The 23,284-nt window shown below is 61.6% G+C and carries 23 protein-coding genes; 14 read left to right on the plus strand and 9 right to left on the minus strand.

What is annotated here, in order from left to right; translation table 11 throughout:
* Positions 1–2 precede the first annotated feature (2 nt).
* The 4 genes from ACXAH0_RS16185 to fahA are packed head-to-tail and all read left to right on the plus strand — an operon-like array spanning position 3 to position 3,455.
* On the plus strand, positions 3–197 hold the full coding sequence (locus tag ACXAH0_RS16185) for a DUF2783 domain-containing protein (RefSeq protein ID WP_475182480.1): 195 nt from the start codon (positions 3–5) through the stop codon (positions 195–197).
* A 19-nt stretch (positions 198–216) separates the two neighbouring features.
* Positions 217–1,575 (plus strand): homogentisate 1,2-dioxygenase, encoded by a 1,359-nt coding sequence (gene hmgA / locus ACXAH0_RS16190; RefSeq protein ID WP_475192805.1) that lies wholly within the window; start codon positions 217–219, stop codon positions 1,573–1,575.
* Complete coding sequence (maiA, locus tag ACXAH0_RS16195; RefSeq protein ID WP_475192810.1) at positions 1,572–2,201, plus strand: maleylacetoacetate isomerase; 630 nt, start codon at positions 1,572–1,574, stop codon at positions 2,199–2,201. The genes hmgA and maiA overlap by 4 nt, the downstream gene beginning before the upstream one ends.
* 18 nt (positions 2,202–2,219) lie before the next feature.
* Entirely contained in the window at positions 2,220–3,455 is a 1,236-nt protein-coding gene (fahA, locus tag ACXAH0_RS16200) for a fumarylacetoacetase (RefSeq protein WP_475192813.1), read from the plus strand.
* 40 nt (positions 3,456–3,495) lie between these two features.
* On the opposite strand, the gene hpaR is transcribed toward fahA, so the two are convergent.
* Entirely contained in the window at positions 3,496–3,948 is a 453-nt protein-coding gene (gene hpaR / locus ACXAH0_RS16205) for a homoprotocatechuate degradation operon regulator HpaR (protein ID WP_475182459.1), read from the minus strand.
* 102 nt (positions 3,949–4,050) lie between these two features.
* On the opposite strand from hpaR, the gene ACXAH0_RS16210 reads away from it, so the two are divergent.
* From ACXAH0_RS16210 to hpaI, 8 genes are read left to right on the plus strand one after another with little or no spacing between them, the layout of a single operon-like run.
* Complete coding sequence (locus ACXAH0_RS16210; RefSeq protein WP_475182455.1) at positions 4,051–4,437, plus strand: 5-carboxymethyl-2-hydroxymuconate Delta-isomerase; 387 nt, start codon at positions 4,051–4,053, stop codon at positions 4,435–4,437.
* Between the two features lie 3 nt (positions 4,438–4,440).
* Positions 4,441–5,952, plus strand: coding sequence for a 5-carboxymethyl-2-hydroxymuconate semialdehyde dehydrogenase (gene hpaE, locus ACXAH0_RS16215; protein ID WP_475192817.1), 1,512 nt, complete (start codon positions 4,441–4,443; stop codon positions 5,950–5,952).
* A 39-nt stretch (positions 5,953–5,991) separates the two neighbouring features.
* Complete coding sequence (gene hpaD, locus ACXAH0_RS16220; RefSeq protein ID WP_475192821.1) at positions 5,992–6,846, plus strand: 3,4-dihydroxyphenylacetate 2,3-dioxygenase; 855 nt, start codon at positions 5,992–5,994, stop codon at positions 6,844–6,846.
* Positions 6,847–6,863: 17 nt separating this feature from the next.
* Positions 6,864–7,844 carry a 3,4-dihydroxyphenylacetate 2,3-dioxygenase gene (hpaD, locus tag ACXAH0_RS16225; protein ID WP_475192824.1) on the plus strand — a complete coding sequence of 327 codons (981 nt, stop codon included), beginning with the start codon at positions 6,864–6,866 and terminating at the stop codon, positions 7,842–7,844.
* A gap of 53 nt (positions 7,845–7,897) precedes the next feature.
* Positions 7,898–9,295 (plus strand): pyridoxal phosphate-dependent decarboxylase family protein, encoded by a 1,398-nt coding sequence (locus tag ACXAH0_RS16230; protein ID WP_475192826.1) that lies wholly within the window; start codon positions 7,898–7,900, stop codon positions 9,293–9,295.
* On the plus strand, positions 9,292–10,146 hold the full coding sequence (locus tag ACXAH0_RS16235; RefSeq protein WP_475182436.1) for a fumarylacetoacetate hydrolase family protein: 855 nt from the start codon (positions 9,292–9,294) through the stop codon (positions 10,144–10,146). Before ACXAH0_RS16230 ends, ACXAH0_RS16235 begins: the two co-directional genes overlap by 4 nt.
* Complete coding sequence (hpaH, locus tag ACXAH0_RS16240) at positions 10,143–10,943, plus strand: 2-oxo-hept-4-ene-1,7-dioate hydratase (RefSeq protein ID WP_475192829.1); 801 nt, start codon at positions 10,143–10,145, stop codon at positions 10,941–10,943. The genes ACXAH0_RS16235 and hpaH overlap by 4 nt, the downstream gene beginning before the upstream one ends.
* 12 nt (positions 10,944–10,955) lie before the next feature.
* Positions 10,956–11,732: a 4-hydroxy-2-oxoheptanedioate aldolase gene (gene hpaI, locus ACXAH0_RS16245; protein ID WP_475192832.1), complete on the plus strand. Its 777-nt coding sequence runs from the start codon at positions 10,956–10,958 to the stop codon at positions 11,730–11,732.
* Between the two features lie 5 nt (positions 11,733–11,737).
* On the opposite strand, the gene ACXAH0_RS16250 is transcribed toward hpaI, so the two are convergent.
* Complete coding sequence (locus tag ACXAH0_RS16250) at positions 11,738–12,043, minus strand: hypothetical protein (protein ID WP_475182425.1); 306 nt, start codon at positions 12,041–12,043, stop codon at positions 11,738–11,740.
* A gap of 91 nt (positions 12,044–12,134) precedes the next feature.
* On the opposite strand from ACXAH0_RS16250, the gene ACXAH0_RS16255 reads away from it, so the two are divergent.
* Complete coding sequence (locus ACXAH0_RS16255; RefSeq protein ID WP_475192836.1) at positions 12,135–13,169, plus strand: IS110 family RNA-guided transposase; 1,035 nt, start codon at positions 12,135–12,137, stop codon at positions 13,167–13,169.
* 1,280 nt (positions 13,170–14,449) lie between these two features.
* The gene (locus ACXAH0_RS16260) at positions 14,450–15,139 is read left to right on the plus strand and encodes a fumarylacetoacetate hydrolase family protein (RefSeq protein ID WP_475192840.1); all 690 of its coding nucleotides are present in this window, start codon (positions 14,450–14,452) and stop codon (positions 15,137–15,139) included.
* Between the two features lie 15 nt (positions 15,140–15,154).
* On the opposite strand, the gene ACXAH0_RS16265 is transcribed toward ACXAH0_RS16260, so the two are convergent.
* The 7 genes from ACXAH0_RS16265 to ACXAH0_RS16295 form a co-directional block, all read right to left on the minus strand.
* Entirely contained in the window at positions 15,155–16,114 is a 960-nt protein-coding gene (locus tag ACXAH0_RS16265; RefSeq protein ID WP_475192846.1) for a 2-hydroxyacid dehydrogenase, read from the minus strand.
* Positions 16,111–17,829, minus strand: a complete 1,719-nt coding sequence (gene ggt, locus ACXAH0_RS16270; protein WP_475192849.1) for a gamma-glutamyltransferase — start codon at positions 17,827–17,829, stop codon at positions 16,111–16,113. Before ggt ends, ACXAH0_RS16265 begins: the two co-directional genes overlap by 4 nt.
* Before the next feature lie 174 nt (positions 17,830–18,003).
* Positions 18,004–18,798, minus strand: coding sequence for a TIGR01459 family HAD-type hydrolase (locus ACXAH0_RS16275; protein WP_475192853.1), 795 nt, complete (start codon positions 18,796–18,798; stop codon positions 18,004–18,006).
* On the minus strand, positions 18,795–20,048 hold the full coding sequence (locus ACXAH0_RS16280; RefSeq protein WP_475192857.1) for an FGGY-family carbohydrate kinase: 1,254 nt from the start codon (positions 20,046–20,048) through the stop codon (positions 18,795–18,797). The genes ACXAH0_RS16275 and ACXAH0_RS16280 overlap by 4 nt, the downstream gene beginning before the upstream one ends.
* Complete coding sequence (locus tag ACXAH0_RS16285; protein ID WP_475192861.1) at positions 20,045–21,070, minus strand: class II aldolase/adducin family protein; 1,026 nt, start codon at positions 21,068–21,070, stop codon at positions 20,045–20,047. The genes ACXAH0_RS16280 and ACXAH0_RS16285 overlap by 4 nt, the downstream gene beginning before the upstream one ends.
* Positions 21,067–22,569 carry a glycerol-3-phosphate dehydrogenase gene (locus ACXAH0_RS16290; protein WP_475192866.1) on the minus strand — a complete coding sequence of 501 codons (1,503 nt, stop codon included), beginning with the start codon at positions 22,567–22,569 and terminating at the stop codon, positions 21,067–21,069. The genes ACXAH0_RS16285 and ACXAH0_RS16290 overlap by 4 nt, the downstream gene beginning before the upstream one ends.
* Before the next feature lie 4 nt (positions 22,570–22,573).
* On the minus strand, positions 22,574–23,284 hold the full coding sequence (locus ACXAH0_RS16295; protein ID WP_475192871.1) for a class II aldolase/adducin family protein: 711 nt from the start codon (positions 23,282–23,284) through the stop codon (positions 22,574–22,576).

Consider the following 23,284-nt stretch of genomic DNA (forward strand, 5'->3'; position numbering starts at 1 on the left):
CCATGTCTGATCTGAACACACGCCCGAACATCGAGGACCCGGACGGATTTTACGCCGAGCTTCTTGCAGCCCATGAGGGGTTGAGCGACGAGGACAGCGCGGCCCTGAACGCCCGCCTGATCCTGATTCTGGCAAACCATATCGGCGACCGCGCGGTGCTCAGCCGGGCGATCTCGGCCGCAGCGCAGCGCGCATGAAGGGAGAAGGACAAACGTCATGAACGTACCGCACACCAATACCGATCTCATCCAGGCCAGCGGAACCACCACGACCCCTGGCTACATGCCCGGCTTCGGCAATGACTTTGAAACCGAAGCCCTGCCAGGCGCCCTGCCCCAGGGCATGAACAGCCCGCAGAAATGCAACTACGGGCTTTACGGCGAACAGCTGTCCGGCACCGCCTTCACCGCGCCGTCCCACCAGAACGAGCGCACCTGGTGTTACCGCATACGCCCCTCCGTCAAACATTCCAGCCGCTATAAAAAGATCGATCTTCCCTACTGGAAATCGGCGCCGAATGTGGTTGAGGACGTCACCTCCCTCGGCCAGTACCGCTGGGACCCGGTGCCCCATAGCGAAGCCCCGCTTACTTGGCTGACCGGCATGCGCACTATGACCACGGCCGGGGATGTGAACACCCAGGTCGGAATGGCAAGCCATGTCTATCTTGTCACCGCTTCCATGAAGGACGAATATTTCTTCTCCGCCGACAGCGAGCTCTTGGTGGTGCCCCAGGAAGGCCGTCTGCGCTTTGCAACGGAACTGGGCATCATCGATCTGGAGCCGCAGGAAATCGCGATCATCCCGCGCGGCCTGGTCTACCGGGTGGAGGTTCTGGAAGGCCCTTGCCGGGGCTTTGTCTGCGAGAATTACGGCCAGAAATTCGAGCTGCCGGGCCGGGGCCCCATCGGCGCCAATTGCATGGCCAACCGCCGGGACTTCAAGACCCCCGTGGCCGCGTATGAGGACCGGGAAGTGCCGTCGACCATCACCGTGAAGTGGTGCGGCCAGTTCCACCGCTGCGACATCGGCCAGAGCCCGCTGGACGTGGTCGCCTGGCACGGCAATTATGCGCCGTGCAAATATGACCTGAAAACCTACTGCCCGGTCGGCTCGATCCTGTTCGACCATCCGGACCCGTCGATCTTCACGGTCCTGACCGCCCCGTCCGGCGTGCCGGGCACGGCCAATATCGACTTCGTGCTCTTCCGTGAGCGCTGGATGGTCATGGAAGACACATTCCGTCCGCCCTGGTACCACAAGAATGTCATGTCTGAGCTGATGGGCAACATTTATGGCCAGTATGACGCCAAGCCCCAGGGCTTCGTGCCGGGCGGCATGTCGTTGCACAACATGATGCTGCCCCATGGGCCGGACCGGAACGCTTTTGAAGGCGCCTCCAATGCCGACCTCAAACCGGAAAAGCTCGACAACACTATGTCGTTCATGTTCGAGACCCGGTTCCCGCAGCACCTGACCGCGTTTGCCGGAAATGAAGCCCCCTTGCAGGACGACTATATCGACTGCTGGACCACCCTTGAGAAGAAGTTTGACGGCACGCCGGGCACGAAATGAAGCTTTACACCTATTGGCGGTCAACAACCTCTTACCGGGTCCGGATCGCCCTCAACCTGAAAGGGGCCGCCTATGAGGCGGCCCCTGTGGACCTTGTGGCCGGGGCGCAGATGGCGCCGGATTATACGGCCCTGAACCCGGCGCAGGGCGTGCCCGCGCTGGTGCTGGATGACGGCACGGTTTTGCGCCAGTCCATGGCCATCCTGGAATGGCTTGAAGAGACCTTGCCCGAACCGCCTCTTTTGCCCCGTGATCCGCTGGACCGGGCCCATGTGCGTGCTGCCGCGCAGGTGATCGCCGCCGACATCCATCCGGTGAACAATCTGCGGGTGATCTCGAAGCTGAAATCCCTCGGCCACAGCCAGGAGACGGCAGTGGCCTGGATGAATGACTGGATGACACGGGGATTGACGGCCTTTGACAAGATGATCGACGTGTCCGGCCCCTATTGCTTCGGTGGGACACCCGGCCTTGCGGATCTCTGCCTGGTGCCCCAGCTTTATAATGCCCATCGCTGGGGCTGCGATCTGACACCCTTTCCCCGCCTGACCGGGATTGAGGCCCGCTGCCTCGACCTTCCCGCCTTTGCAGCTGCCCGTCCGGACAATCAGCCCGACGCCGCCTGAAACAAGGATCTTAAACCAATGACAGACCTTCTTCCCTCCTGGGTGGAGAGCGCCAATAAGCCCGAATCCGGGTTCCCCTTGAACAACCTGCCTTATGGTGTGTTCTCCGCAGTGGACGGCGCCAGACATCAGGGCGTTGCCATTGGCGACTTCATTCTGGATGTGCATGCGCTGGAAGCATACGGCCTGCTCGGCTTTGACGGCACGTTGATGCAGGGCAGCTGGAACGGCTTCATGGCCTCCGGCCGCAGCAACTGGGCGCGCCTGCGCGACACACTAACAGCGCTTCTTGCTGAAGGCTCCGCTGACAGGCATGCACTGGAACCCCATCTTGTTCCGCAAGACGGCGCGGCACTGCATATGCCGTTTGCGGTCAGCGAATACACGGATTTTTATGCGGGCAAACATCACGCCTTCAACGTGGGCACCATGTTCCGGGGTCCGGAAAACGCCCTGCCGCCGAACTGGTTGCACATTCCGATCGGCTATAATGGCCGCGCGTCCTCCGTTGCCGTTTCAGGTACGCCCGTGCGCCGCCCCAATGGCCAGCTGAAGGGCCCGAACGATACGGCACCCCGTTTCGGCCCGTCCCAGCGGTTTGACATCGAACTGGAAATGGGCGCGATTGTCGGCGAGCCCTCCGATGGCCCGATCTCCGTGTCCCAGGCGTTTGAGAATATTTTTGGCTACGTGCTTTTGAACGACTGGTCCGCACGGGACATCCAGGCCTGGGAATATCAGCCGCTTGGCCCGTTCCAGGCAAAGGCCACCCTGACCAGCATCTCCCCGTGGATCGTGACGGCAGCAGCCCTGGAAGCCTTCCGCGTTCCGACACCTGAACGGGAAGTGCCGCTTCTGCCCTATCTGGAAGAGCCGGGACCGATGCTCTACGACATCAACCTGGAAATCGGCCTGACCCCTGAGAATGGCACCGAGACAGTGATTGCCCGGACCAATTACAGGGAAATGTACTATTCGGCCGCCCAGCAGCTGGCCCACCACACCACGTCCGGTTGTCCGATGCGGGTTGGCGACCTGCTCGGCTCCGGCACTATTTCCGGCCCGGACAAGGACAGCCGCGGCTCGCTTCTGGAACTCAGCTGGGGCGGCAAGGAGCCCGTCGAGATTGCGGGCGGCAGCCGCAGCTTCATTGAGGATGGCGACACCATGACCCTGCGCGGCCACGCCCAGGGCAACGGCTTCCGCATCGGCTTTGGCGATTGCAGCGGCACGCTTCTGCCGGCCTTGACATAAGCAGCAAAGACACTTTCCAACCGGAACGCGTTGCAAAACCTTAGAGCTTCTGGAAATCCTCAAGGATCTCCAGGAGCTGATCCAGCTTGTCTTCACCGATCACGGTTTCGATGCGCCGGGCGATGGCTTCCGCCTCCTCCAGCTTGCCGTGGATGATTTTCTGGCCCGCGTCGGTGATCGCAACTGTTTGCTTGCGCCGGTCCCTTGCATCGGGCTGGCGGATCACCAGACCCTTTTCAAACAGCGTCTGCACAATCCGTGTCTGGCTCGGCAAGAGCAGGCAGGCCCGGTCAGCCAGGGACGAGGCGTCCTGAGGGCCGTATTCCTCCAGAACCCGCAGGATGCGCCACTGTTGTTCGGTAATCCCGGAATCGGACAGCATCTCCCGGATCGGTCCCATGACTTTTTCCCGCGCCCGGATGAGCGCGATGGGAACCGAGCGCCGGGTTGGGGGCAGGGCGTGGGCGCCCTCGCGTTCTTTTTTGTCGGTCATGGTCGGCTCTTAGCGGAAACGTGGAACGGTTGACACAAAAAGTTTGACATTTGGCCTCTCATATATTTAACATAGCAAATATTATCTTGTTAAGGAACTTTGATGCCGCACCTATCCATCGAATATTCCGCCAATCTGGAGGAACGGGCCGATATTCAGGCTCTGTGCGGGCATTTGCGGTCGGTGGCCACCGGGATCGAGGCCCTGCCGATGGCGGGCCTGCGTGTGCGGGCCTTCAAGGCCGACCATTGCAGCATTGCAGATGGCAACCCGAAACACGCCTTTCTCGACATATCTGTCCGCCTTCGCGCCGGTCGGTCGAAGGCTGTGAAACAGGCCGCAGCGCAAACTTTGTTCGATGCTGCCAGGGACTTTCTGCAGCCGGTTCTGAACACCAGTTCGCTCGCCCTGTCGCTGGAAATGCGCGACATTGACGCGGACCTGTCTCCCAAGACCGGCACCATCCGCGACCACCTTGGGGAGGGTTGAACCATGTCAGATCTTCAAACCAACATTCAGAAACTGGACGGATATCTTGCCCGCTTCCGCGAAACGGGGATCTTGAACCAGATCAACGGCGAAGCTCTTCCCGCCCTGTCTGGAGACACATTCCAGACCACCTCTCCGGTGGATGAAAGCCTGATCTGCCAGGTTGCCAAGGGTGGAGCTGCCGATATTGACGCAGCAGCCAAGGCGGCCCGTGCCGCCTTCCCTGCCTGGCGCGACCTGGGCGCGGCCGAACGCAAGAAAATCCTTCACAAAATCGCAGATGGCATTGTGGCCCGGGCAGAGGAAATTGCCCTGTGCGAGTGCTGGGACACCGGCCAAGCCCTGCGGTTCATGTCAAAGGCGGCCCTCAGAGGCGCTGAAAATTTCCGTTTCTTTGCAGACAAGGCCCCCAGTGCACGGGATGGCCAAGCTCTGCCCTCTCCAACCCTCATGAATGTGACGACACGTGTCCCCATCGGCCCGGTCGGCGTGATCACTCCGTGGAACACGCCCTTCATGTTGTCCACCTGGAAAATCGCTCCCGCGCTTGCCGCAGGCTGCACGGTCGTCCACAAACCGGCGGAATTCTCCCCGCTGACGGCCCGTATCCTGATGGAAATCGCAGAAGAAGCCGGTCTTCCCAAGGGGGGTTGGAACCTTGTGAACGGGTTTGGCGAAGACGCCGGCAAGGCGCTGACCGAACATCCGGACATCAAGGCTATTGCCTTTGTCGGGGAAAGCCGCACAGGCTCCATGATCATGAAACAGGGCGCCGACACGCTCAAGCGGGTCCATTTCGAACTGGGCGGCAAGAACCCGGTGATCGTCTTTGACGATGCGGATGTGGACCGGGCGCTGGATGCAGCAATTTTCATGATCTATTCGCTCAATGGCGAGCGGTGCACCTCGTCCTCCCGCCTGCTGGTTCAAGCTTCAATCGCTGACGACTTCGAAGCCAAACTGGTTGAGCGGGTCAATGCGATCAAGGTTGGCCATCCGCTGGACCCGGCAACAGAAATCGGGCCGCTCATTCACAAGACCCATTTCGACAAGGTCACCAGCTATTTCGGCATTGCCCGGGAAAATGGCGCAACCGTTGCCGCTGGTGGCAGCCAGGTAGGCGAGGAAGGCTATTTTGTCCGCCCGACCCTGTTCACCGGGGCTACCAATGACATGACCATTGCCCAGGAGGAGATTTTCGGGCCGGTTCTGACCAGCATCCGCTTCCAGTCCGAAGATGACGCCCTTCAGATGGCCAATGACATTGACTACGGGCTGACGGGCTATGTCTGGACCAATGACCTGACCCGGGCCCTGCGTTTCACCAACGCGCTGGAAGCAGGAATGATCTGGGTCAATTCGGAAAATGTCCGCCACCTGCCGACCCCGTTCGGCGGGGTGAAGGCCAGCGGTATCGGCCGCGACGGCGGCGACTGGTCCTTCGAATTCTACATGGAACAGAAAAACATCGCCTTCGCCACAGGACATCACAAGATCCCGCGCCTCGGCGCCTGAACCACTTAGAACTGAACGACAGGATTTCGGGAGGAAATCATGGGAGAAATCGTTCTTGCCGCCAAGGTCACGCACGTTCCGACCATGCTGATGTCGGAACAGGACGGCCCGGTGAAAGGGACCCGGCAGGCGGCCATCGACGGCCACGCTGAAATCGCCCGCCGCGCCAAGGCGCTCGGGGCGACGAGCGTTGTTGTCTGCGACACCCATTGGGTGATCAATGCCGGGTTTCACATCAATGCCAACAAGCAGTTCGAAGGCCTGTTCACCTCGAATGAATTCCCGCAATTCATTCAGAATTTGCCCTACAGCTATGAAGGCAATCCGGCCCTTGGCGATGCGATTGCAAAAGCAGCCAGCGACAAGGGCACCTATACCCTGTCGCACCAGCTCGACAGCCTGGAACTGGAATACGGCACCCTGGTGCCGATGCGCTTCATGAGCCGGGAACACAAGATGAAGGTTGTCTCCGTGGCGGCCTGGTGCACGGTGCACGCTCACGACGAAAGCCGCAGGATCGGCGAAGCGATCCGCGAGGCCGTCGAGGCCAGCGACGAAAAGGTTCTGCTGCTGGCCTCCGGGTCCTTGTCTCACAAGATCTGGGCCAACAAGGACTATGCCGCCAACAACGGCACCTTTACCATCAGCTCCGAGTTCAACCGGCAGATGGATCTGCATGTGCTGGACATGTGGCAGCGCGGCGACCACGCCACCTTCCTGAAGATGCTGTCCGAATATGCCGATCACTGCTGCGGTGAAGGCTCCATGCATGACACTGCCATGCTCTACGGCGCCCTGGGCTGGGATGCCTACACGGCCAAATGCGAGGTGGTTACGGAGTATTTCCCAAGCTCCGGCACCGGACAAACCAACGTCATTTTCCCTGTCCAATAGACTAGCAGGAGACCGCCATGCCGATTCCGGCGCCCAATCTCTATCCGCCCTTCAACATAGTGCGCCTCAGCCACGTGGAGCTGGCCGTTACGGACCTATCTAAAAGCCGGGCCTTTTATGTCGACACGCTCGGCCTGCAGGTGACCGACGAAACCGACGAAAAGATTTTCCTGCGCGCCATGGAGGAACGCGGGCACCATTGTATCGTATTGCGTCAGGCAGGCACTGCAGAAGCCGGTGAACTTGGCTTCAAGGTCTATGACGAAGACAGCCTGGACAAGGCCGCCCATTTTTTTGAACGCAAGGGCCTGCCGGTCGACTGGGTGGAACGACCGCACCAGTCCCGCACCTTCCGCACGCGGGATCCCCATGGCATTCCACTGGAATTTTACGCCCGCATGGACCGCCTGCCGCCCATTCACCAGAAATACGAACTCTACAAAGGTGTGAAGCCCCTGCGGATCGACCATTTCAACTGCTTCTCCCCTAGCGTTGACGAGTCCGTTGCCTTCTACAACGAGCTTGGCTTCCGGGTGACTGAATACACCGAAGATGAGGACAGTGGCCGGCTCTGGGCGGCCTGGACCCACCGCAAGGGCGGCGTTCACGACATTGCCTTCACCAACGGCAAGGGCCCCCGTCTGCACCACACCGCCTTCTGGGTGCCGACCCCGCTCAACATTATTGACCTGCTCGACCTCATGTCGACCACGGGCTGGGTGTCGAATATCGAGCGCGGACCCGGCCGCCACGGCATTTCCAATGCCTTTTTCCTCTATATCCGCGACCCGGACGGCCACCGGATCGAGATCTACTGCTCCGACTATCAGACGGTTGATCCAGATCTGGAGCCGATCAAATGGGACCTGAAAGACCCGCAGCGCCAGACCCTTTGGGGCGCTCCTGCGCCCAAAAGCTGGTTCGAGGAAGGCTCCACCTTCAGGGGCGCGGAACTGAAAGCGCCCACTCTTTCCGCCCAACCGATTGTCGCGCCCTGAATTAGGTTCAATAATCGCGCTTGACTGAGACGGAAAGCGATTGGGAAGAGGTCATGGACTGGACCACGTTTGCACACTGGGGCAAACACATCTCGCAATGGGCGGCAGACTATCACAAGACCCTGTCTGACCGCCCCGTGCGTGCGCAGACACGGCCTGGCGAGATCGCCGCACAGCTTCCCAAGGCCCCGCCGGAGACAGGCGAGGCCATGGAAACGGTAATGTCGGATTTCGAGCGCATCGTCATGCCCGGCATCACCCATTGGCAGCATCCGCGGTTCTTTGCGTATTTCCCGGCAAATGCCGCACCGCCCTCCATGCTTGCCGACATGCTGGTGACGGCGATTGCCCCCCAGTGCATGCTCTGGCAGACCTCGCCTGCGGCCACTGAAATGGAAGGCGTCATGATCGACTGGCTGCGCCAGGCGCTCAAGTTGCCGGAAGTCTATACCGGTGTCCTCCAGGACAGCGCCTCCTCCGCAACTCTGTCAGCCGTCCTGACCATGCGCGAACGCGCAACGGGCTATACCGGCAACAGGGACGGTCTTTCGGGCAAGGGCAACCTGCGCCTTTATTGTTCCGATCAGGTGCACAGTTCCATCGACCGGGCCTCCTGGGTGGCCGGGATCGGCCAGGAAAACCTGATCAAGCTGCCCACGTCCGGCCCGCGCCATGGACTCAAGGTCAGCGCACTGCGTGACGCGATTGCCGCTGACCGGACCGCTGGCCACATCCCCGCAGGCCTCATCGCGATCACTGGCGGCACCGGGATCGGCGCGTCCGACACACTGAGCTCCGTTCTGGCTGTTGCCCGGGAATACAAGCTCTATACCCATCTTGATGCCGCCTGGGCAGGAGCCGCCATGATCTGCCCGGAGCTGCGGGCAGATTTCTGGAACGGCGTGGAGGGTTTCGACAGCATCGTCTTCAATCCGCACAAATGGCTCGGTGCCCAATTCGACTGCTCCGTCCAGTTTCTGGCAGACCCAAAGCCGCAGCTCAACACCCTGAAGATCGAGCCGGATTATCTGAAAACCTCGGGCGGCGCGGTGACCAACTATTCTGAATGGACCATTCCCCTCGGCCGCCGGTTCCGGGCCCTGAAGATCTGGTTTCTCATTCGTTCTTACGGACTTGAAGGACTGCGTCGGCGGATCCGGAACCACATCGCATGGTCCCGTGACCTGTGCGAATACATCCGGAAGCTCGATGGCTTTGAGATCGTGAGCGAGCCGGTCCTGAGCCTGTTTTCCTTCCGCTGTCCCGGCGATGACGACTCACAGCAGCGTCTGGTGGACGCTCTCAACGCCGACGGCCGCATTTACCTCACTCAAGGAAGCCTCGAGGGGCGCAAGGTGATCCGGTTCCAGGCCGGTCAATTCGATACAACACGAGAAGACGTCATGATGGCTGGCGAAGTCATTGAAGATGTCTGGAGGACACAAGTGTGAAATTTGCAACCTATTCCGCAAACGGCAAAACCTATTATGGCGCCGTTGCCGGCGCCGGCATGATCTGCCTGTCGGAGAGTTTCCCCGAATGGCCAACCCTTTATGATGCGGTGGCCGCCGGAGGCCTGGGCGAGCTTCAAACGGCCGCTGAAGCCAAGCCGGTCACTCACACCACCTTCACCTACGACATGGTGATGCCGACCGCCCGCCGGATCTTGTGTGTTGGGGTGAATTTTCCGGACCGGAATGCCGAATACAAAGACGGCAGCAGCCAGCCGAAATACATGTCGCTGTTCCCCCGCTTCGCCTCCGGCTTCACCGGCCATGACCGCCCGCTGATCCGGCCGCCGGAAAACCACACGCTCGACTATGAAGGCGAAGTTGCCATCGTGATCGGAAAAGCGGGGCGCAGGATCAAGGCCAAAGACGCCTATGACCACATCGCTGCCCTGACCCTTTGCAACGAGGGCACGATCCGCGACTGGGTACGCCATGCAAAATTCAATGTTACCCAGGGCAAGAACTGGGACCGGTCCGGCGCCATTGGCCCGTGGCTGGTGCCCTTCACCCATGCCTCCCAACTGGATGAGGCCCGCATCATCACGCGGGTCAATGGCGAGGTCCGACAGGACGATTACCTGAAGCGGATGATGTTCCCGATCCGCGAGGAAATCGCCTACATTTCCACCTTCATGACCCTGCAGCCCGGCGACATCATCGTTACCGGCACGCCGACCGGCGCCGGGGCCCGGTTCGACCCGCCTCGCTACCTGGAGCCAGGAGACATTGTGGAAGTAGAGGTCGAAGGCATTGGAGTTCTGCGCAACGGCGTGGAGGACGAAAGACCATGACACCGCAGGATCACGCACGCGCAGCCGCGGACCTTCTGGAGGCGGAACGCAGCCGCACCCAGATCGGGCTTTTATCCTTGCGCCATCCCGGGATCAGCATGGATGACGCCTATGCCATTCAAAACGCCCTCTACCGGCAGAAACTGGCCGATGGGCGCAAGGTCATCGGCTGGAAGATCGGCCTGACGTCCAAGGCCATGCAATATGCCTTGAACATCGAGATTCCGGACAGCGGCATTCTGTTTGATGACATGGCGTTTGACACGGGCGCGACTGTTCCTGCTAGCCGCTTCATCCAGCCCCGGGTGGAGGCGGAGATTGCCTTTGTAATGAAGACCCCAGTCGGTGGCAGTGCCGTCACCCGCGAGGAAGTTCTGGCAGCAACGGACTACGTGGCCCCGGCCCTGGAAATTCTCGACACCCGCATTCTGCGCAAGGACCCGGCCACCGGACAGGCCCGGGTGATCTTTGACACGATCAGCGACAATGCCGCCAATGCGGGGATTGTGCTGGGCCGGGAAAAACACGATGTTGGGTCTTGCGACCTGCGCTGGGTCGGCGCCCTGGTGTTCCGCAATGGCGAAATCGAGGAAACCGGCCTGGGGGCCGGGGTTCTGAACGATCCGGTTGAAAGCGTGGTCTGGCTGGCAAGACGCATGGCCCAATACGGCCAGAGTATTGAACCGGGCCAGGTCATCCTCTCGGGCAGCTTCATCCGGCCGGTGGAATGTCCCTCCGGAACCGCAATTCATGCGGATTTCGGCTCGTTCGGAACCGTTGATATCACCTTCGCCTGAGGAGACCGGCTCATGCCTGCCCCGCACAATCCTTTCAAAGCTGCTCTGAAATCAGGCCGTCCCCAGCTGGGCTGCTGGCTCGGTCTGGCTGATCCCTATGCGGCCGAAATCGGCGCCAGCGCCGGGTTCGACTGGCTGCTGATTGACGGCGAGCACGCCCCCAATGACCTGCGCTCCATCACCGCCCAGCTTCAGGTGATTGCCGCCTCCAACAGCCATGCGGTTGTCCGGCCGGTGATTGGCGAGACCTGGATGATCAAGCAGCTTCTGGACGCAGGTGCCCAGTCGCTTCTCGTTCCGATGGTGGAAAGCGCCGATCAGGCCCAGGCGCTGGTCAAAGCCGTCACCTATCCGCCTGAGGGTGTCCGGGGCGTCGGATCGGCTCTGGCCCGGGCTTCCCGCTTTTCTGACATTCCCGACTATCTCACCACAGCGCAGGACGAGATCTGCCTGCTGGTTCAGGTCGAGAACCTGAAAGGCCTGGCCGCTCTGGACGACATTCTCGCGGTCGAAGGCGTGGACGGCGTGTTTGTCGGCCCGTCGGACCTGGCTGCCGATATGGGGCATATCGGCAAAGCCGGACATCCGGAGGTCGAAGCAGCTGTCCTGTCCGCTCTGGAAAAGATCATTGCCAGCGGCAAGGCAGGCGGCATCCTGACCCTTGACCCGGTGATGCAGAAAAAATGCCTTGATCTTGGCGCCACCTTCGTGGCCACCGCGATTGATGTTCTTCTGCTTGCCACGGCGCTCCGGCAGAAAGCAAAGGATGCCCGCACCCTGCTCCGCTGAGCCTCTCAGCCAAGCAGGGTGGCACATTGAGACCGGAACATGGATTGCCGCGCGCAAAACGCCTTCAAGGCGGCGATCCGGGGCGCATCCGGCTTGATTGTCAGCGGGTTGGTGCCGACCAGGGTTACAACGGCTTGAGCTTCGTTCTGCCAGTCCAGAATCAGGGCGGCGGCGGCCACCAGTCCGGGGATCTGGCGCCCGGAAACCGATGCATACTCTTTGATGCGTACCGCATCGACCAGTTCGGAAACCTCCGCCTTGGTAACCGGAAGGCCGGGCGCCCGGGACGGACGGCGGGCAGCCCGGCGCACTTATACATAGCGTAATTCCGGCGGCCACTCTCCTGAGCCTATGATGCGGGGTCGTAGCACACGCCCCAAGAGGCATAAAAGGAGAGTGACCGTGTCAGAGTATGTTGGATTTGATGTTTCGAAGGAAGAGACTTCGTTCTGTGTGAAGGACCGGGATGGGAAGGTCGTTGGTCGTGGCAAGGTTGCAACTGACCCTGTGTCGATGTTTGAGGCGCTGAAGGCGACCTGCCTTTGTCCTGAGCGGATCGTGATGGAAACGGGCACCTGGGGACATTGGCTGGTAAGGGAACTTGGCAGACTTGGCGTTTGTGTTGATCTTATCGACGCCCGTCAGGCGCATGCGGTTATGAAGCTGCAGCACAACAAGACGGATGCCAATGATGCGGAGCTTCTGGCGGAGATCGCCCGCACCGGGTTCTGCCGTCCTGTTGCGGTGAAGAGCGAGGCCGCCCAAATGGACCGGACGGTGCTGAAGGCCCGTCAGCACCTGGTCCGCCAGCGCCGCGATACGGAAAATGCGATCCGTGGGCTGCTTGGCGCGTTCGGGCACCGCCTGCCCAAGGGAGTTGGCAAGTTCGCGGCCCGTGTGCAGGCGGTCCTGCAGACATGCCCTGCTCTGACCGGCATTGTCGGTCCCTTGCTTGAGGCGCGAACGGCTTTGATCAGATGCCTGGACGAGCTGGACGGCACGGTCAGGGAGCGCGCTTCGCAGAGCCCGGCCTGCCGGCTGCTGATGACGGCACCAGGCGTGGGTCCGGTGACGGCGCTGGCTTTCGCGGCGACCATCGACGATCCGGCCCGGTTTGCCAAATCGCGCTCGGTGGGGGCCTATGCCGGGTTGACCGCGCGGCGCAACCAGTCGGGGGAGATGGACTGGTCCGGGCGCATATCAAGGCATGGCGATGCGATGCTGCGCAGCCTGCTCTTTGAGGCGGCCAGCAGCCTTTTGACCGTCGTGCGCAAGGCCCATCCCCTGAAGGATTGGGCGCGCCGGATCAGGAAGCGGACCAGCCACAAGAAAGCCTGCGTCGCGCTGGCCCGCAAGCTTGCTGTGATCTTGCACAAGATGCTGGTGAGCGGGGAAGCCTTCCGCTGGCCGCAGACCCAAGAAGAAGCCGCTGCATAGGGGAGACAAACAACAAAAGAGATCCGCGCCAGCGCGGAGACTGTCGCCCCCACCGGGACGATGACTGAGGCGAACCCGCGCTCTTGGTTGCCAAGCCGAGACATCGGCAAGGGCGCCTAATACCTTGGGAGGCCAAAGTCAAAGGGTCCTATCATGAAGCGCTCCACAGACCCTGCTGGCAGCGACTTCGAAGACAACCGTGGACCCGGTGGACAGGCAAAAGGGCTTGGGACTTGACTGCGAGGCCGGAATTAGACAACCAGGCGCCGCATCAAGGGATATCAGGCCACTGCTCTGGCCGGCATCCACAGTCATTCCATTTTCCCGGAACCTGTTCCAGCCTTCTGTTTATACCAACCTCAATAGCTAGGAATCGATCTGACGGTGTTTGGGGACTGTTCGGCAAGGAGCAGGTTGCAGGGCGATATGGTTTATCGTTCAAAACCTGGGACGCAGCTGAACAGTCCTCAAACACGGCCTCGGTGGCCTGCTCCGGCCCGCCGGACTGCGTTGCGCCGCTTGAACGGCCAACCAGGCCGTCCTGCGCAACGCGCCTTGACGGCCAAGCCGGACCAGCGCCATCAGATGGGTTTCTATCTAGTGAGGTTGCTATTCCGCTCTGCTTTGCTATCGAGGCGGACGTCCCGCGCGGCCAAATCTGCAGCGGAAATCGTATAGGAGACTCCCGGCCACAGGCATCTTACGCGCCGCAATCTAAAGTCACACCAGGCACCACACCTCAACTTCACCGAGCCAGACATCATGGGCGACAACAAAAAAAATTCACCACTACAGTTCAAAAATTGTCGAAGTCCGTGGCGTTAAAATCTTCAAATTATTGGATTTATTGATTTTTAATTCCCGCTCACTCACGCAAAGGAAATTTGATACGAGGTCAGCATATTTTTCAAATTTCTAAATGGTGAAATGAATTGCGCAATATAGAAAAGCATTTTACTTTTTCAGTCAGTCGGCACATTTGTTGAGGGGGATGAATGGCCCGGCTATGTGCTGGGAGGCATTTAATACAGGACCCAGGCACAGACTCGGTCCGCCGCATTTTCCGGCGTTCTCCATTCCCCGCCCGCTACGGCGCATCAACACTGTGCCGGATGGATGACATTCGGTTTCAGACTGGGTGCATAACCGGGTCCGCAAGGACCTGTTGTGGCAACGGCGCAAATCGGCCTTGTCTCCTGTCATCTGGCACGTCAAGCTGTTGCCAGACCCGTGACCAAGGTTGACCGTCCCCGACCCGCTCAGAAACGGAAGGAGGCGAAATGGCATATATTTTCGAACCCCATGACAGGCCCAGCGTGGCCGTTCAGGACTCTGAGCACCGCATACCCGTGCGCCGGATCTTCTGCGTTGGGCGCAACTTTGCCGCCCATACCCGTGAAATGGGCAATGATCCGGACCGGGATCCCCCGTTTTTCTTCACCAAACCGGCCGATGCGGTCGTGGATTCGGGGCAGACGATCCCCTATCCGCTCGACACCAACCATCTGCACTATGAAGCTGAACTCGTGGTGGTTCTCGGCAAAGGCGGGAACAACATTGCCAAGCCCGACAGCCTCGCCCATGTGTGGGGCTATGCCGTCGGCAACGATCTGACCCGAAGAGACCTGCAACTGGCCGCCCGTGCCCAGGGACATCCCTGGGATCTGGGCAAGGCATTTGACCGCTCTGCGGTTGTCGGGCCGGTCCATCCGGTGGAACGGGTCGGCCACCCGGAGGAGGGATCAATCCACCTGGCCGTCAACAATGACACGAAACAGGAAGCCAACCTGGCGGAAATGATCTGGTCCGTTGCAGAAATCATCGCCATCCTGTCCCGCTCCATCGAGATGAAACCGGGCGACCTGATCATGACTGGCACCCCGGCAGGGGTTGGCCCGCTGGTGAAAGGGGACACCTGTACTGTTTCCATCGAAGGGCTGGGGGCAATTTCAACCACGATTGCAGCCTGACGCGGCTTGTGCCCTTCAGACCACCACGTCGATCTCCGGCGGGTCCCGGCCCTCAAGCAGAGCGGTCAGATTGGCGACCATGCGGGTGACACTTGGGGCAAACGCATCGGCCGAGACAGCCGCGATATGCGGGGTGTTGATGGCCGTGTCCAGGCCAATCAGCGGGTTGGTCGGGGCCGCCGGTTCCTGGGAAAAGACATCACTTGCAGCGCCGCGCAGATGCCCGCTCCGCAAGGCTTCTGCCAGATCCGCCTCCACCACAACGCCGCCCCGCGCCACATTGACCAGGAGCGCGCCCGGCTTCATCAGGCCAAGCGTGCGCGTGTTGATCAGGCCTCGTGTGGCATCCGTCAGAGCGCAATTGAGACTGACCACATCGGCGGTTTGCAAGAGCGTCTCCAGCGGCGCATAGCGCACGCCCAGCGCCTCTTCCGTCTCCTTTGGCTGCGGCGCTCTGCCCGTATAAAGGATCTCACATCCAAAGCCCGCGAGCAGACGGGCAAGCGCCTTGCCCACATGGCCAAGCCCGACAATGCCGACCGTCTTGTCCGAAAGCCGCATGGACGTCGCCGCAAGGTCCCCCTTGGGCCAGCCTCCGGCAGCGACTGCCACATGGCCGCGCACCAGATTGCGGTTAAGGGCCAGGATCAGGCCTAGGGCTGTTTCCGCAACAGCAACCGCATTTGATCCGGTAGTGCGCAGCACCCGGACGCCGTGGTCCCTGGCCGCCGCGCAATCAATCGCATCATAGCCCACCCCCCATTTATGGACCGCCTTTAGCCCCGGGGTTGCCATCATCTGGGCGGTCACCGGAACATCGGAGACAATCGCAAAGCTCATGCCCTCCAGCGCTTGCCGCTGCGCATCCGGATCTCTGGAGGCGGCCGTGGCCAAATGCCACCCCTCCGGCATCAAGGCCTGCATCCGCTCCAGCCGCTCTTGCGGCATCGGGTCGAGAACAACCAGCCGGGTCATGCGGCGCCTCCCTCTTGCATCTTTGCCTCTTGTCGGGAATGTTTGTCCTCGTCCGGCGCCTTGTCCGGCCAGAAGCGCACGCCGGGGCGCGCCAAACCCCCGCCAAGGGCCATCACTGTGCCGTCAGCACGCCAGCAGGCCGCGCCCGCCATGTCTTCTTCGTCAAAACCAACGGCATTCATGCCGCCACCAACATGGGGCACCATTTTGACCTCATGCCCCTTGGTCTCAAGCGCGCCAGCCACCGGTGCGAACGCCTGTTCCAGTTCCACTTCCGCACCTTGGGTCCACAGCCGCGGCGCTTCGACCGCCTGCTGAAGGCTCATGCCGTGATCAATCAGGTTGACGATGGCCTGGAACGCAGACGGGAAAATCCTCAAGCCCCCCGGCAGGCCGAGCGCAAAGCGGGGCGCCCCGTCCTTGCTCACGATCATGGGCGCCATCGACGTCGGCACCCGTTTGCCCGGTGCAATGGAGAGCGCCCGGCCTGGACGCGGGTCGTAATTCATCATGTAATTGTTGGGGACGATCCCGGTGCCCGGCACCATGATGCGTGCCCCGAACAGGCCATTGATCGTGTGGGTGGCCGAAACGATATTGCCGTCCCGGTCCGCCACCGTGACATGGGTCGTGTCCCGGCTTTCATAGGCGCCGGGCGCAGCACCCGGCGCTCCAGCGGCTTCCAGGCGTGCGCGGCACTCGTCAGCGTAGGCTTTGGAGGTCAGTCTTTCCACTGGCACATCGACAAAATCCGGATCGCCGGAGGCCGCCCGCCGATCCTCAAAGGCCAGGGCCATGACACGCACAAGCAGATCCAGGCTGTCCGGAGTTCCAAAACCCATGGCCTTCACGTCGAAGGCTTCCAGGATGTTCAGCATCTGGGTGATATGAACCCCGGAGGAGGCTGGAGGTGGCGGCCCTGCAATCTCAAAACCGCGATAGCTGCCGGTAATGACCCCACGTTCCACCGGCGCATAGTCGCGCAGGTCCTGCGAGGTCACCCAGCCTGCATCCGGTCCGCCGGTGGCCAGGCATTCCACCAGCGCCTCCCCCAAAGCGCCGCCGTGAAGGGCGCCAGCGCCTTCCTTCGCGATCAGACGCAGGCTGTCGGCGTAGTCATGCATGAACACACGCTCGCCAAAGCGCGGCGGGCGGCCTTCCGGCAGCATCACCTTTGCCATGGCCGGGTCAGCCGCCAGATCGGCCTGGGTCTCGCTAATGGCACCGCCCAGATAATGGGTTGCCAGAAAGCCCTTTTCAGCGGCCCGGATCGCCGGGTCCACCAGATCGGCGAAGGGAAGTTTGCCATGGGCCTGATGCAGTTTGCACCAGCCGGCCAGATTGCCTGGGACCGCCACTGCAGAGGGGCCGACCGTGTTGCGCCGGTCTGTCACATCCATGGAATGGGGACTGTCAGACAGCGGCTCATAGATCTGCGCATGCATGGTCTTTGCAGCACAGGCGAGCGCATCCATCACGACATGGGAGCCATCGCTGAGGCGCACATGGGAAACGCCGCCCCCGGCGATCCCAACCATCATCGGCTCAACCACGGTCAGGGTCAAAAGCGCAGACACAGCCGCATCAATGGCATTCCCCCCGGCGGCAAGCATCTGCGCCCCGGCGGCGCTGCCAAGCGGATGGTTTGTCACCACCATGCCGTTCGGGCCATAGGCCGGCTGTTTTTCACACGTGAAGGAAAGAGACTGGGACATGGGGGCATCCAGGGCGGCAGACGGATCGGGAAGCTGCCGGATCAACCGCCAGGACGGGGCTGACGCAGTCTGACCGGCAGGAGATGCTCTGCTCTTACACCGCTGGAATGCGGCCCGCCAGAGCAAATCGGAACACTCACCCGGTCAGACGCGCGAACCTTTCCAGCATCAGGATCAGGCCCAGACCAGCCGGTCAAGCGCAAAATCCGGCGGGGCTCCCTCAAGACCTGCCTGGACGCCGCCGCGCACAAGCAGGGTTTTCAGGCCCACCGCTGCCGCACCGGCAATGTCATGCGTCGGGCTGTCTCCAATCATCAGCACCCGTCCGGGAGCCGGGTTTCCAAGAGTTTCCAGCGCTGCGGCAAACAGGGTGCGTGCCGGTTTGCCGACCACCTCCACCGGCCCGCCCATTTGCGCGTAGTCGGCAGCCACCGCCCCGGGGGCAAAACCGCTGCGTCCCTTGTCGGCCAGCAGAAGATCCGGGTTCACCAAAAGCACCGGAACCTTGCTTTCAGCATAGGGCCGCAGACTGTCCGCATATGTCTCCCGGCTCTTTTGAAACGGTTCGACAGCCGCCAGGACAATCAGGTCCGCAGGGTCGCCCGGCTGCACCTGGACCAAATCAAGCCCGTCCAGCAACTCCGTTTCCCCCTCCCGGGCGATCAGCAGCACCGAAGGGGATCCGGAATATGTCCTGATTTTCTGCCGGGCCAACTCGCCGGAGCTGATGACTGCGCAAAAGAGATCTTCGGGAAACCCGAGCCGGGCCAGCCGGGCTGCGTTGGTCCGTGCCCGCTTGCCGGAATTGGTCAGAGCGGCAACGGGAATGTCTCTTGCCTTCAGCGCTGAAAGGGTTTCAACAGCACCCGGAAAGGCCCTTTCCCCGTCATGGAGCACCCCATACTGGTCAACAATGATGGCGTCGAATGCAGATATGATCCCGGACAGGCCAGCAATTTCCCGGGTCATGGCTGAAGGCCCGCAAGAGCCAGACGGGCAACCCCGGCAGCCGCCTGATCAGAGCGCGCGGGCGCCTCATCCATCCCGAGGGCGGCAAACCTCAAGGCACGCCAGACAGCGTTGCCTGCACCGCCACCGACCGTCCGCACAGACCGCAAAGCCGGAGCGCCGAGCTCCACAAGACGGCGGTATCCATCCGCTTCGATCCGGGCCATGGCTTCCAGCATGCCTTTCAGAAACAGGGCGTCATCTGCGGGCCGGGGGGACAGCCTTGGGGCAAGATCCGGGTCACTGACCGGAAACCGCTCTCCAAGCTTGAGTAGGGGATAATAGTCTAGGCCGGACGGAATTGCCGGGTCAATGCGGGCGGACAGACTGTCCAGCACCTCGCCGGAAAAGAAATGGGCCAGCACGCCGCCCCCTGTATTGGACGCCCCGCCCGCAAGCCACATGTCGCCGATCCGGTGGCTGTAGATGCCATATTCAGGGGCGAAGACCGGCTGTTCGCACAAGAGTTTCAGCGTCAGCGTCGTGCCAAGGGCAGTCACCGCGTCCCCGGGCCGGGAGGCGCCTGTTGCCAGAAAAGACGCACAGCCATCGGTAACGCCTGCGATCAGCATCGCTCCTGCCGGAATGCCATGGCCCCCATAAACCGTGCCTGAGCGGGTGCCTGCCGGAACGACTTCAGGCAGAAGCTGCAAACGCAAGGGCGTTTGCGCGAGCCACGCAGGCCAGGTCCGGGCAACGGGGTCATAGCCCGTCTTCAGGGCATTGCTTTCATCGGACGGAACCGGCGCTCCGGCAAGAAGCCCGGCAATCCAGTCCGCCTGATGCACGATCCGCGCCGTACCGGGCCGGTCCTGCAACACGATGGCCCGCGCCAGCGCGGAAGCCGCCCCATGGGCAGCGCTCTCGCGCGGGGCCGCGCGTTTTATCATGTCAACGATTGCCGGATTATCCACCGCATCATTATACATCAACGCCTCACCAATGGGCGCGCCTGCCGCATCCAGCGCCAGCACCGTTCCGGACGTTCCGTCGACAGACACGGCCCCGACCGCCGTCAGCGCACCCTCGGCGCGCAGGTCCGCGAGCACCTTTTCCAAAGCTGCTTGCCAGATCTGCGGGGCGCGCCGGCTGGCACCAAAGGCCTCCATGCGGGCTCCAGCCTCCGCCGTGATCTCCCCGTCCGGGCCCAGCACAACGCCCCGGACGCCGGAGGTGCCAATATCAATTCCGAGCGCATGGGACCCGGTCATGGCGTCTTCTGCGCCAGTCTCGCTGTGCGCTGGTTTTCAAGCGCCTGACGGTATTTTTCCGCATCCCACCCCAGGAGCTGGGACACGTCCTCATGGGTCAACCGCGTCGGGGCTTCCGGCAGGCGGAACACCACCTCGCCCATCATTTCAGCCACCGCCCAGCAGGCCGGGGTCGCATCCTCCGGAAGGGCCGCGCCCAGCCCTTCTAAAAACGCCAGCTTGGCCGGCGGCCCCGGCGGCGGGGTGACCGGCAAGCCGCTGCTGAACGGTTCCGGCCCCAGAAAGATCACCTGATCGGGAAAGAGCGCCGCCCCGAGAGCTGCTTTCAAAACCGCCGGATGAAAGGCAAGCGCAGTTGTCGCCCCGGCGCCGAGCGCCGACCAACCCGTCCCTTCAAGGGCCTGAGCAAGCTCCCGGGCCGGAGCGGCCTCCGGCACAGGACCGGGGTCAAATTGCCGGGAAACCTCATTCAAACGGGCTTCCGCGTCCGCCACGGTCTCCCCGGTCACAATCAGGCCGTGGTTCTGCAATACGGCCCCTTTGGTGCCCGGTCTCCAAGCGTCCAGAATGGCAGCCGCCAGCTCCGCCCCGGGTTTGCAATAGGGCACCAGAACCAGCTTGTGACGGTCCAGAGCGGCAGCGGACACAGGGCCAGTGGAACAGGCCAGCGTGGCCACACAATGGGTGTGCAACACAACGGGCTCGTCAAGGGCCGCATGGAAACTGGTCTCAATGGAGGGGCGCAGATCACCGCCCAGCAGAAACGCACCGGGCGTGTCCGCCGCCGGGCTCTTTTGCAAGAGAGCCGTTTTCATCGCTGCCGCATCGACTGGCGCAAAAATAGTGTCCTTTTGGGCGTCGGCCAGCCAGGTTCCGGAAGCCTTGACCAGCATCTGCCCATCAGCCTTCAAGGAGACATTGCCGCCCGGCCCCTGGATCTGCAGCGGGTTGGTGCCAAGGCGCACGGCAGCTGCTTTCAGGGCACTGAATTCCGGACTGCGGGATAGCGCGTCAATCGTCATGCAGCACACTTTCTTTCAAGCCACTTTTCTACCGCCTGACGCTCCGAACCGTCCAAAAACAGATAATGCTTTGAGCGGCGGGTCAGCATGTCCTCGGCGGTCAGGGCCCATTCATGCTCCATCATCCATTCCGCCTCACGCGCATAAAACAGTCCGCCGAAATGCTGACCGAGATCGTCCAGTTCCCCGGCCCTGCCCAGCAGCTTTTCCGCTTCCGTGCCATAGCTGTGCGCATAGTGGCGGGCCAGCGCCGGCGGCAGCCAGGGGTAAGCCGTCTGAAAGCCCTCAAACCAAGACATAAACTCCCCCTGCGGCAGGTCACCTCCCGGCAGCGCTTCTGCTCCGGTCCATGCCCCCCCCATCTGCGGGAAGAGCGGGCGCAAATGATCCAGAGCAGCCTCGGAAAGCTTGCGATAGGTGGTCAGTTTGCCCCCAAAGGCCGACAGGAGCGGAGCCCGCCCGTCTGTGCCGCCATCCAGCTCAAACGTATAGTCCCGCGTGACGGCCGAAGCGCCTTTTGAACTGTCATCGTCAAAGAGCGGGCGCACACCGGAATAGGCGGAGACAACGTCGTCAGAGGTCAGATCCGTCTTGAAATACGTATTGAGGATTTCCAGCAGATAGCCGGTTTCCGCCGCATCAACGGCCACCTCCTCGGGCTGGCCGGAAAAGGGAATGTCCGTCGTGCCGACAAGGGCAAGATCGTCAAAATAAGGATTGACGAAAATCAGCCGTTTGTCCGGGGCCTGCAGCACATAGCCGTGATTGCCCTGCCACCAGCGTTTCAGGATCAGGTGGGAGCCCTTCACGAGACGGATGCTCTTGGCCGAGTTCACCCCGGCCGCCTGACCGATCACCTGTTCGACCCAAGGCCCGGCCGCATTGAAGACTGCACGGGCCATCACCTCGCTGGTGCCCTCCTGCCCCCGCAAGCTCACCCGCCACAGATCTCCCTCCCGGCGGGCCGAGGTGACTTCCGTACGCGGCCGGACCTCCGCGCCCCGGCGGGCCGCGTCCACAGCATTCAGGATCACCAGCCGGGCATCATCCACCCAGACATCATAATAGGCAAAAGCGTGTTTATAGGCCTCACGCAGCATGTCGCCTTCCGGCTCCCGGTCGAGCCGGAGCGCACTGGTTCCAGGGATCTTCCGGCGCCGGCCCAGATGGTCATAGAGGAACAGTCCGAGACGGATCAGCCAGCGCGGCCGCTGCCCCGGGGAATGGGGCAGCACAAGCCGGAGCGGCCAGGCCAGATGCGGGGCGGCATTCAACACCACTTCCCGCTCGATCAAGGCTTCGCGCACCAGCCGGAATTCATAATATTCCAGATATCTCAGCCCGCCATGGATGTATTTTCCCGATCTCGACGAGGTGCCCTGGGCCAGATCATCCTTTTCCGCCAGCAGCACTTTCAGGCCCCGCCCCGCCGCATCCCGGGCAGTGCCAGCTCCGTTGATACCGCCGCCAATCACAACGAGATCATAAGGGGTTGCCATCAGATCAGGCCTTTTTGGAAGGTTTCTTGGATTTAGGGGCTGGTTTGGCGAGTTTCTTGTGGTCGTCCTGAACGCCATAGGAGCCGAACGCCTTGGCGGTTTCGGCAATATCGGCCTCGGACAGCAGCACCGGCCCGCCGATCAGCAGCGTGTTGTAATATTGCTTGGCGATGGTCTCCAGTTCGACCGCCAGCCACATGGCTTTTTCGATATTTTCCCCCACCACAATCGAACCGTGATTGGCCAAAAGGCAGGCGCAGCGGTCCTTCAAGGCATCAATCGCATGTTTGGAGAGGGCCGCCGTCCCGAACGTGGCATAGGGCGCGCAGCGCACATCCGTGCCGCCGAAGGCCGCCATCATATAGTGGACCGGCGGGATCGGTTTGCGGGCAATTGCCAAAGTGGTGCAATAGGTCGGGTGGGCATGCACCACAGCGCCCGCCTCCGGCCGGGCTTTCAGAATGTCGAAGTGAAAGCGCCATTCGGTCGAGGGTTTCAGCGGCCCCTCCCAGGTGCCATAGTCCGCCTCAAAGGGCATGGAGGCGATCATGTCCGGCGTCATCGCCTCATAGGGGGTCGCCGACGGGGTGATCAGCATCCGGTCCTCGAACCGGGCCGAAATATTGCCGGATGTGCCCTGATTCAGGCCGGAGGCATTCATGAACCGGCATTTGTCGATAATGGCCTCGCGCAGGTCTTTTTCAGCTTTTTTCAA

This window comes from Roseibium sp. AWQ4_290 (assembly GCF_056160985.1).

What these genes read in the sequence shown, in the direction of transcription:
- ACXAH0_RS16185 (WP_475182480.1), top strand. Translation starts at nt 3, where the DNA reads ATGTCTGATCTGAACACACGCCCGAACATCGAGGACCCGGACGGATTT.
- hmgA (WP_475192805.1), top strand. Translation starts at nt 217, where the DNA reads ATGAACGTACCGCACACCAATACCGATCTCATCCAGGCCAGCGGAACC.
- maiA (WP_475192810.1), top strand. Translation starts at nt 1,572, where the DNA reads ATGAAGCTTTACACCTATTGGCGGTCAACAACCTCTTACCGGGTCCGG.
- fahA (WP_475192813.1), top strand. Translation starts at nt 2,220, where the DNA reads ATGACAGACCTTCTTCCCTCCTGGGTGGAGAGCGCCAATAAGCCCGAA.
- hpaR (WP_475182459.1), bottom strand. Translation starts at nt 3,948, where the DNA reads ATGACCGACAAAAAAGAACGCGAGGGCGCCCACGCCCTGCCCCCAACC.
- ACXAH0_RS16210 (WP_475182455.1), top strand. Translation starts at nt 4,051, where the DNA reads ATGCCGCACCTATCCATCGAATATTCCGCCAATCTGGAGGAACGGGCC.
- hpaE (WP_475192817.1), top strand. Translation starts at nt 4,441, where the DNA reads ATGTCAGATCTTCAAACCAACATTCAGAAACTGGACGGATATCTTGCC.
- hpaD (WP_475192821.1), top strand. Translation starts at nt 5,992, where the DNA reads ATGGGAGAAATCGTTCTTGCCGCCAAGGTCACGCACGTTCCGACCATG.
- hpaD (WP_475192824.1), top strand. Translation starts at nt 6,864, where the DNA reads ATGCCGATTCCGGCGCCCAATCTCTATCCGCCCTTCAACATAGTGCGC.
- ACXAH0_RS16230 (WP_475192826.1), top strand. Translation starts at nt 7,898, where the DNA reads ATGGACTGGACCACGTTTGCACACTGGGGCAAACACATCTCGCAATGG.
- hpaH (WP_475192829.1), top strand. Translation starts at nt 10,143, where the DNA reads ATGACACCGCAGGATCACGCACGCGCAGCCGCGGACCTTCTGGAGGCG.
- hpaI (WP_475192832.1), top strand. Translation starts at nt 10,956, where the DNA reads ATGCCTGCCCCGCACAATCCTTTCAAAGCTGCTCTGAAATCAGGCCGT.
- ACXAH0_RS16260 (WP_475192840.1), top strand. Translation starts at nt 14,450, where the DNA reads ATGGCATATATTTTCGAACCCCATGACAGGCCCAGCGTGGCCGTTCAG.
- ACXAH0_RS16265 (WP_475192846.1), bottom strand. Translation starts at nt 16,114, where the DNA reads ATGACCCGGCTGGTTGTTCTCGACCCGATGCCGCAAGAGCGGCTGGAG.
- ggt (WP_475192849.1), bottom strand. Translation starts at nt 17,829, where the DNA reads ATGTCCCAGTCTCTTTCCTTCACGTGTGAAAAACAGCCGGCCTATGGC.
- ACXAH0_RS16275 (WP_475192853.1), bottom strand. Translation starts at nt 18,798, where the DNA reads ATGACCCGGGAAATTGCTGGCCTGTCCGGGATCATATCTGCATTCGAC.
- ACXAH0_RS16280 (WP_475192857.1), bottom strand. Translation starts at nt 20,048, where the DNA reads ATGACCGGGTCCCATGCGCTCGGAATTGATATTGGCACCTCCGGCGTC.
- ACXAH0_RS16285 (WP_475192861.1), bottom strand. Translation starts at nt 21,070, where the DNA reads ATGACGATTGACGCGCTATCCCGCAGTCCGGAATTCAGTGCCCTGAAA.
- ACXAH0_RS16290 (WP_475192866.1), bottom strand. Translation starts at nt 22,569, where the DNA reads ATGGCAACCCCTTATGATCTCGTTGTGATTGGCGGCGGTATCAACGGA.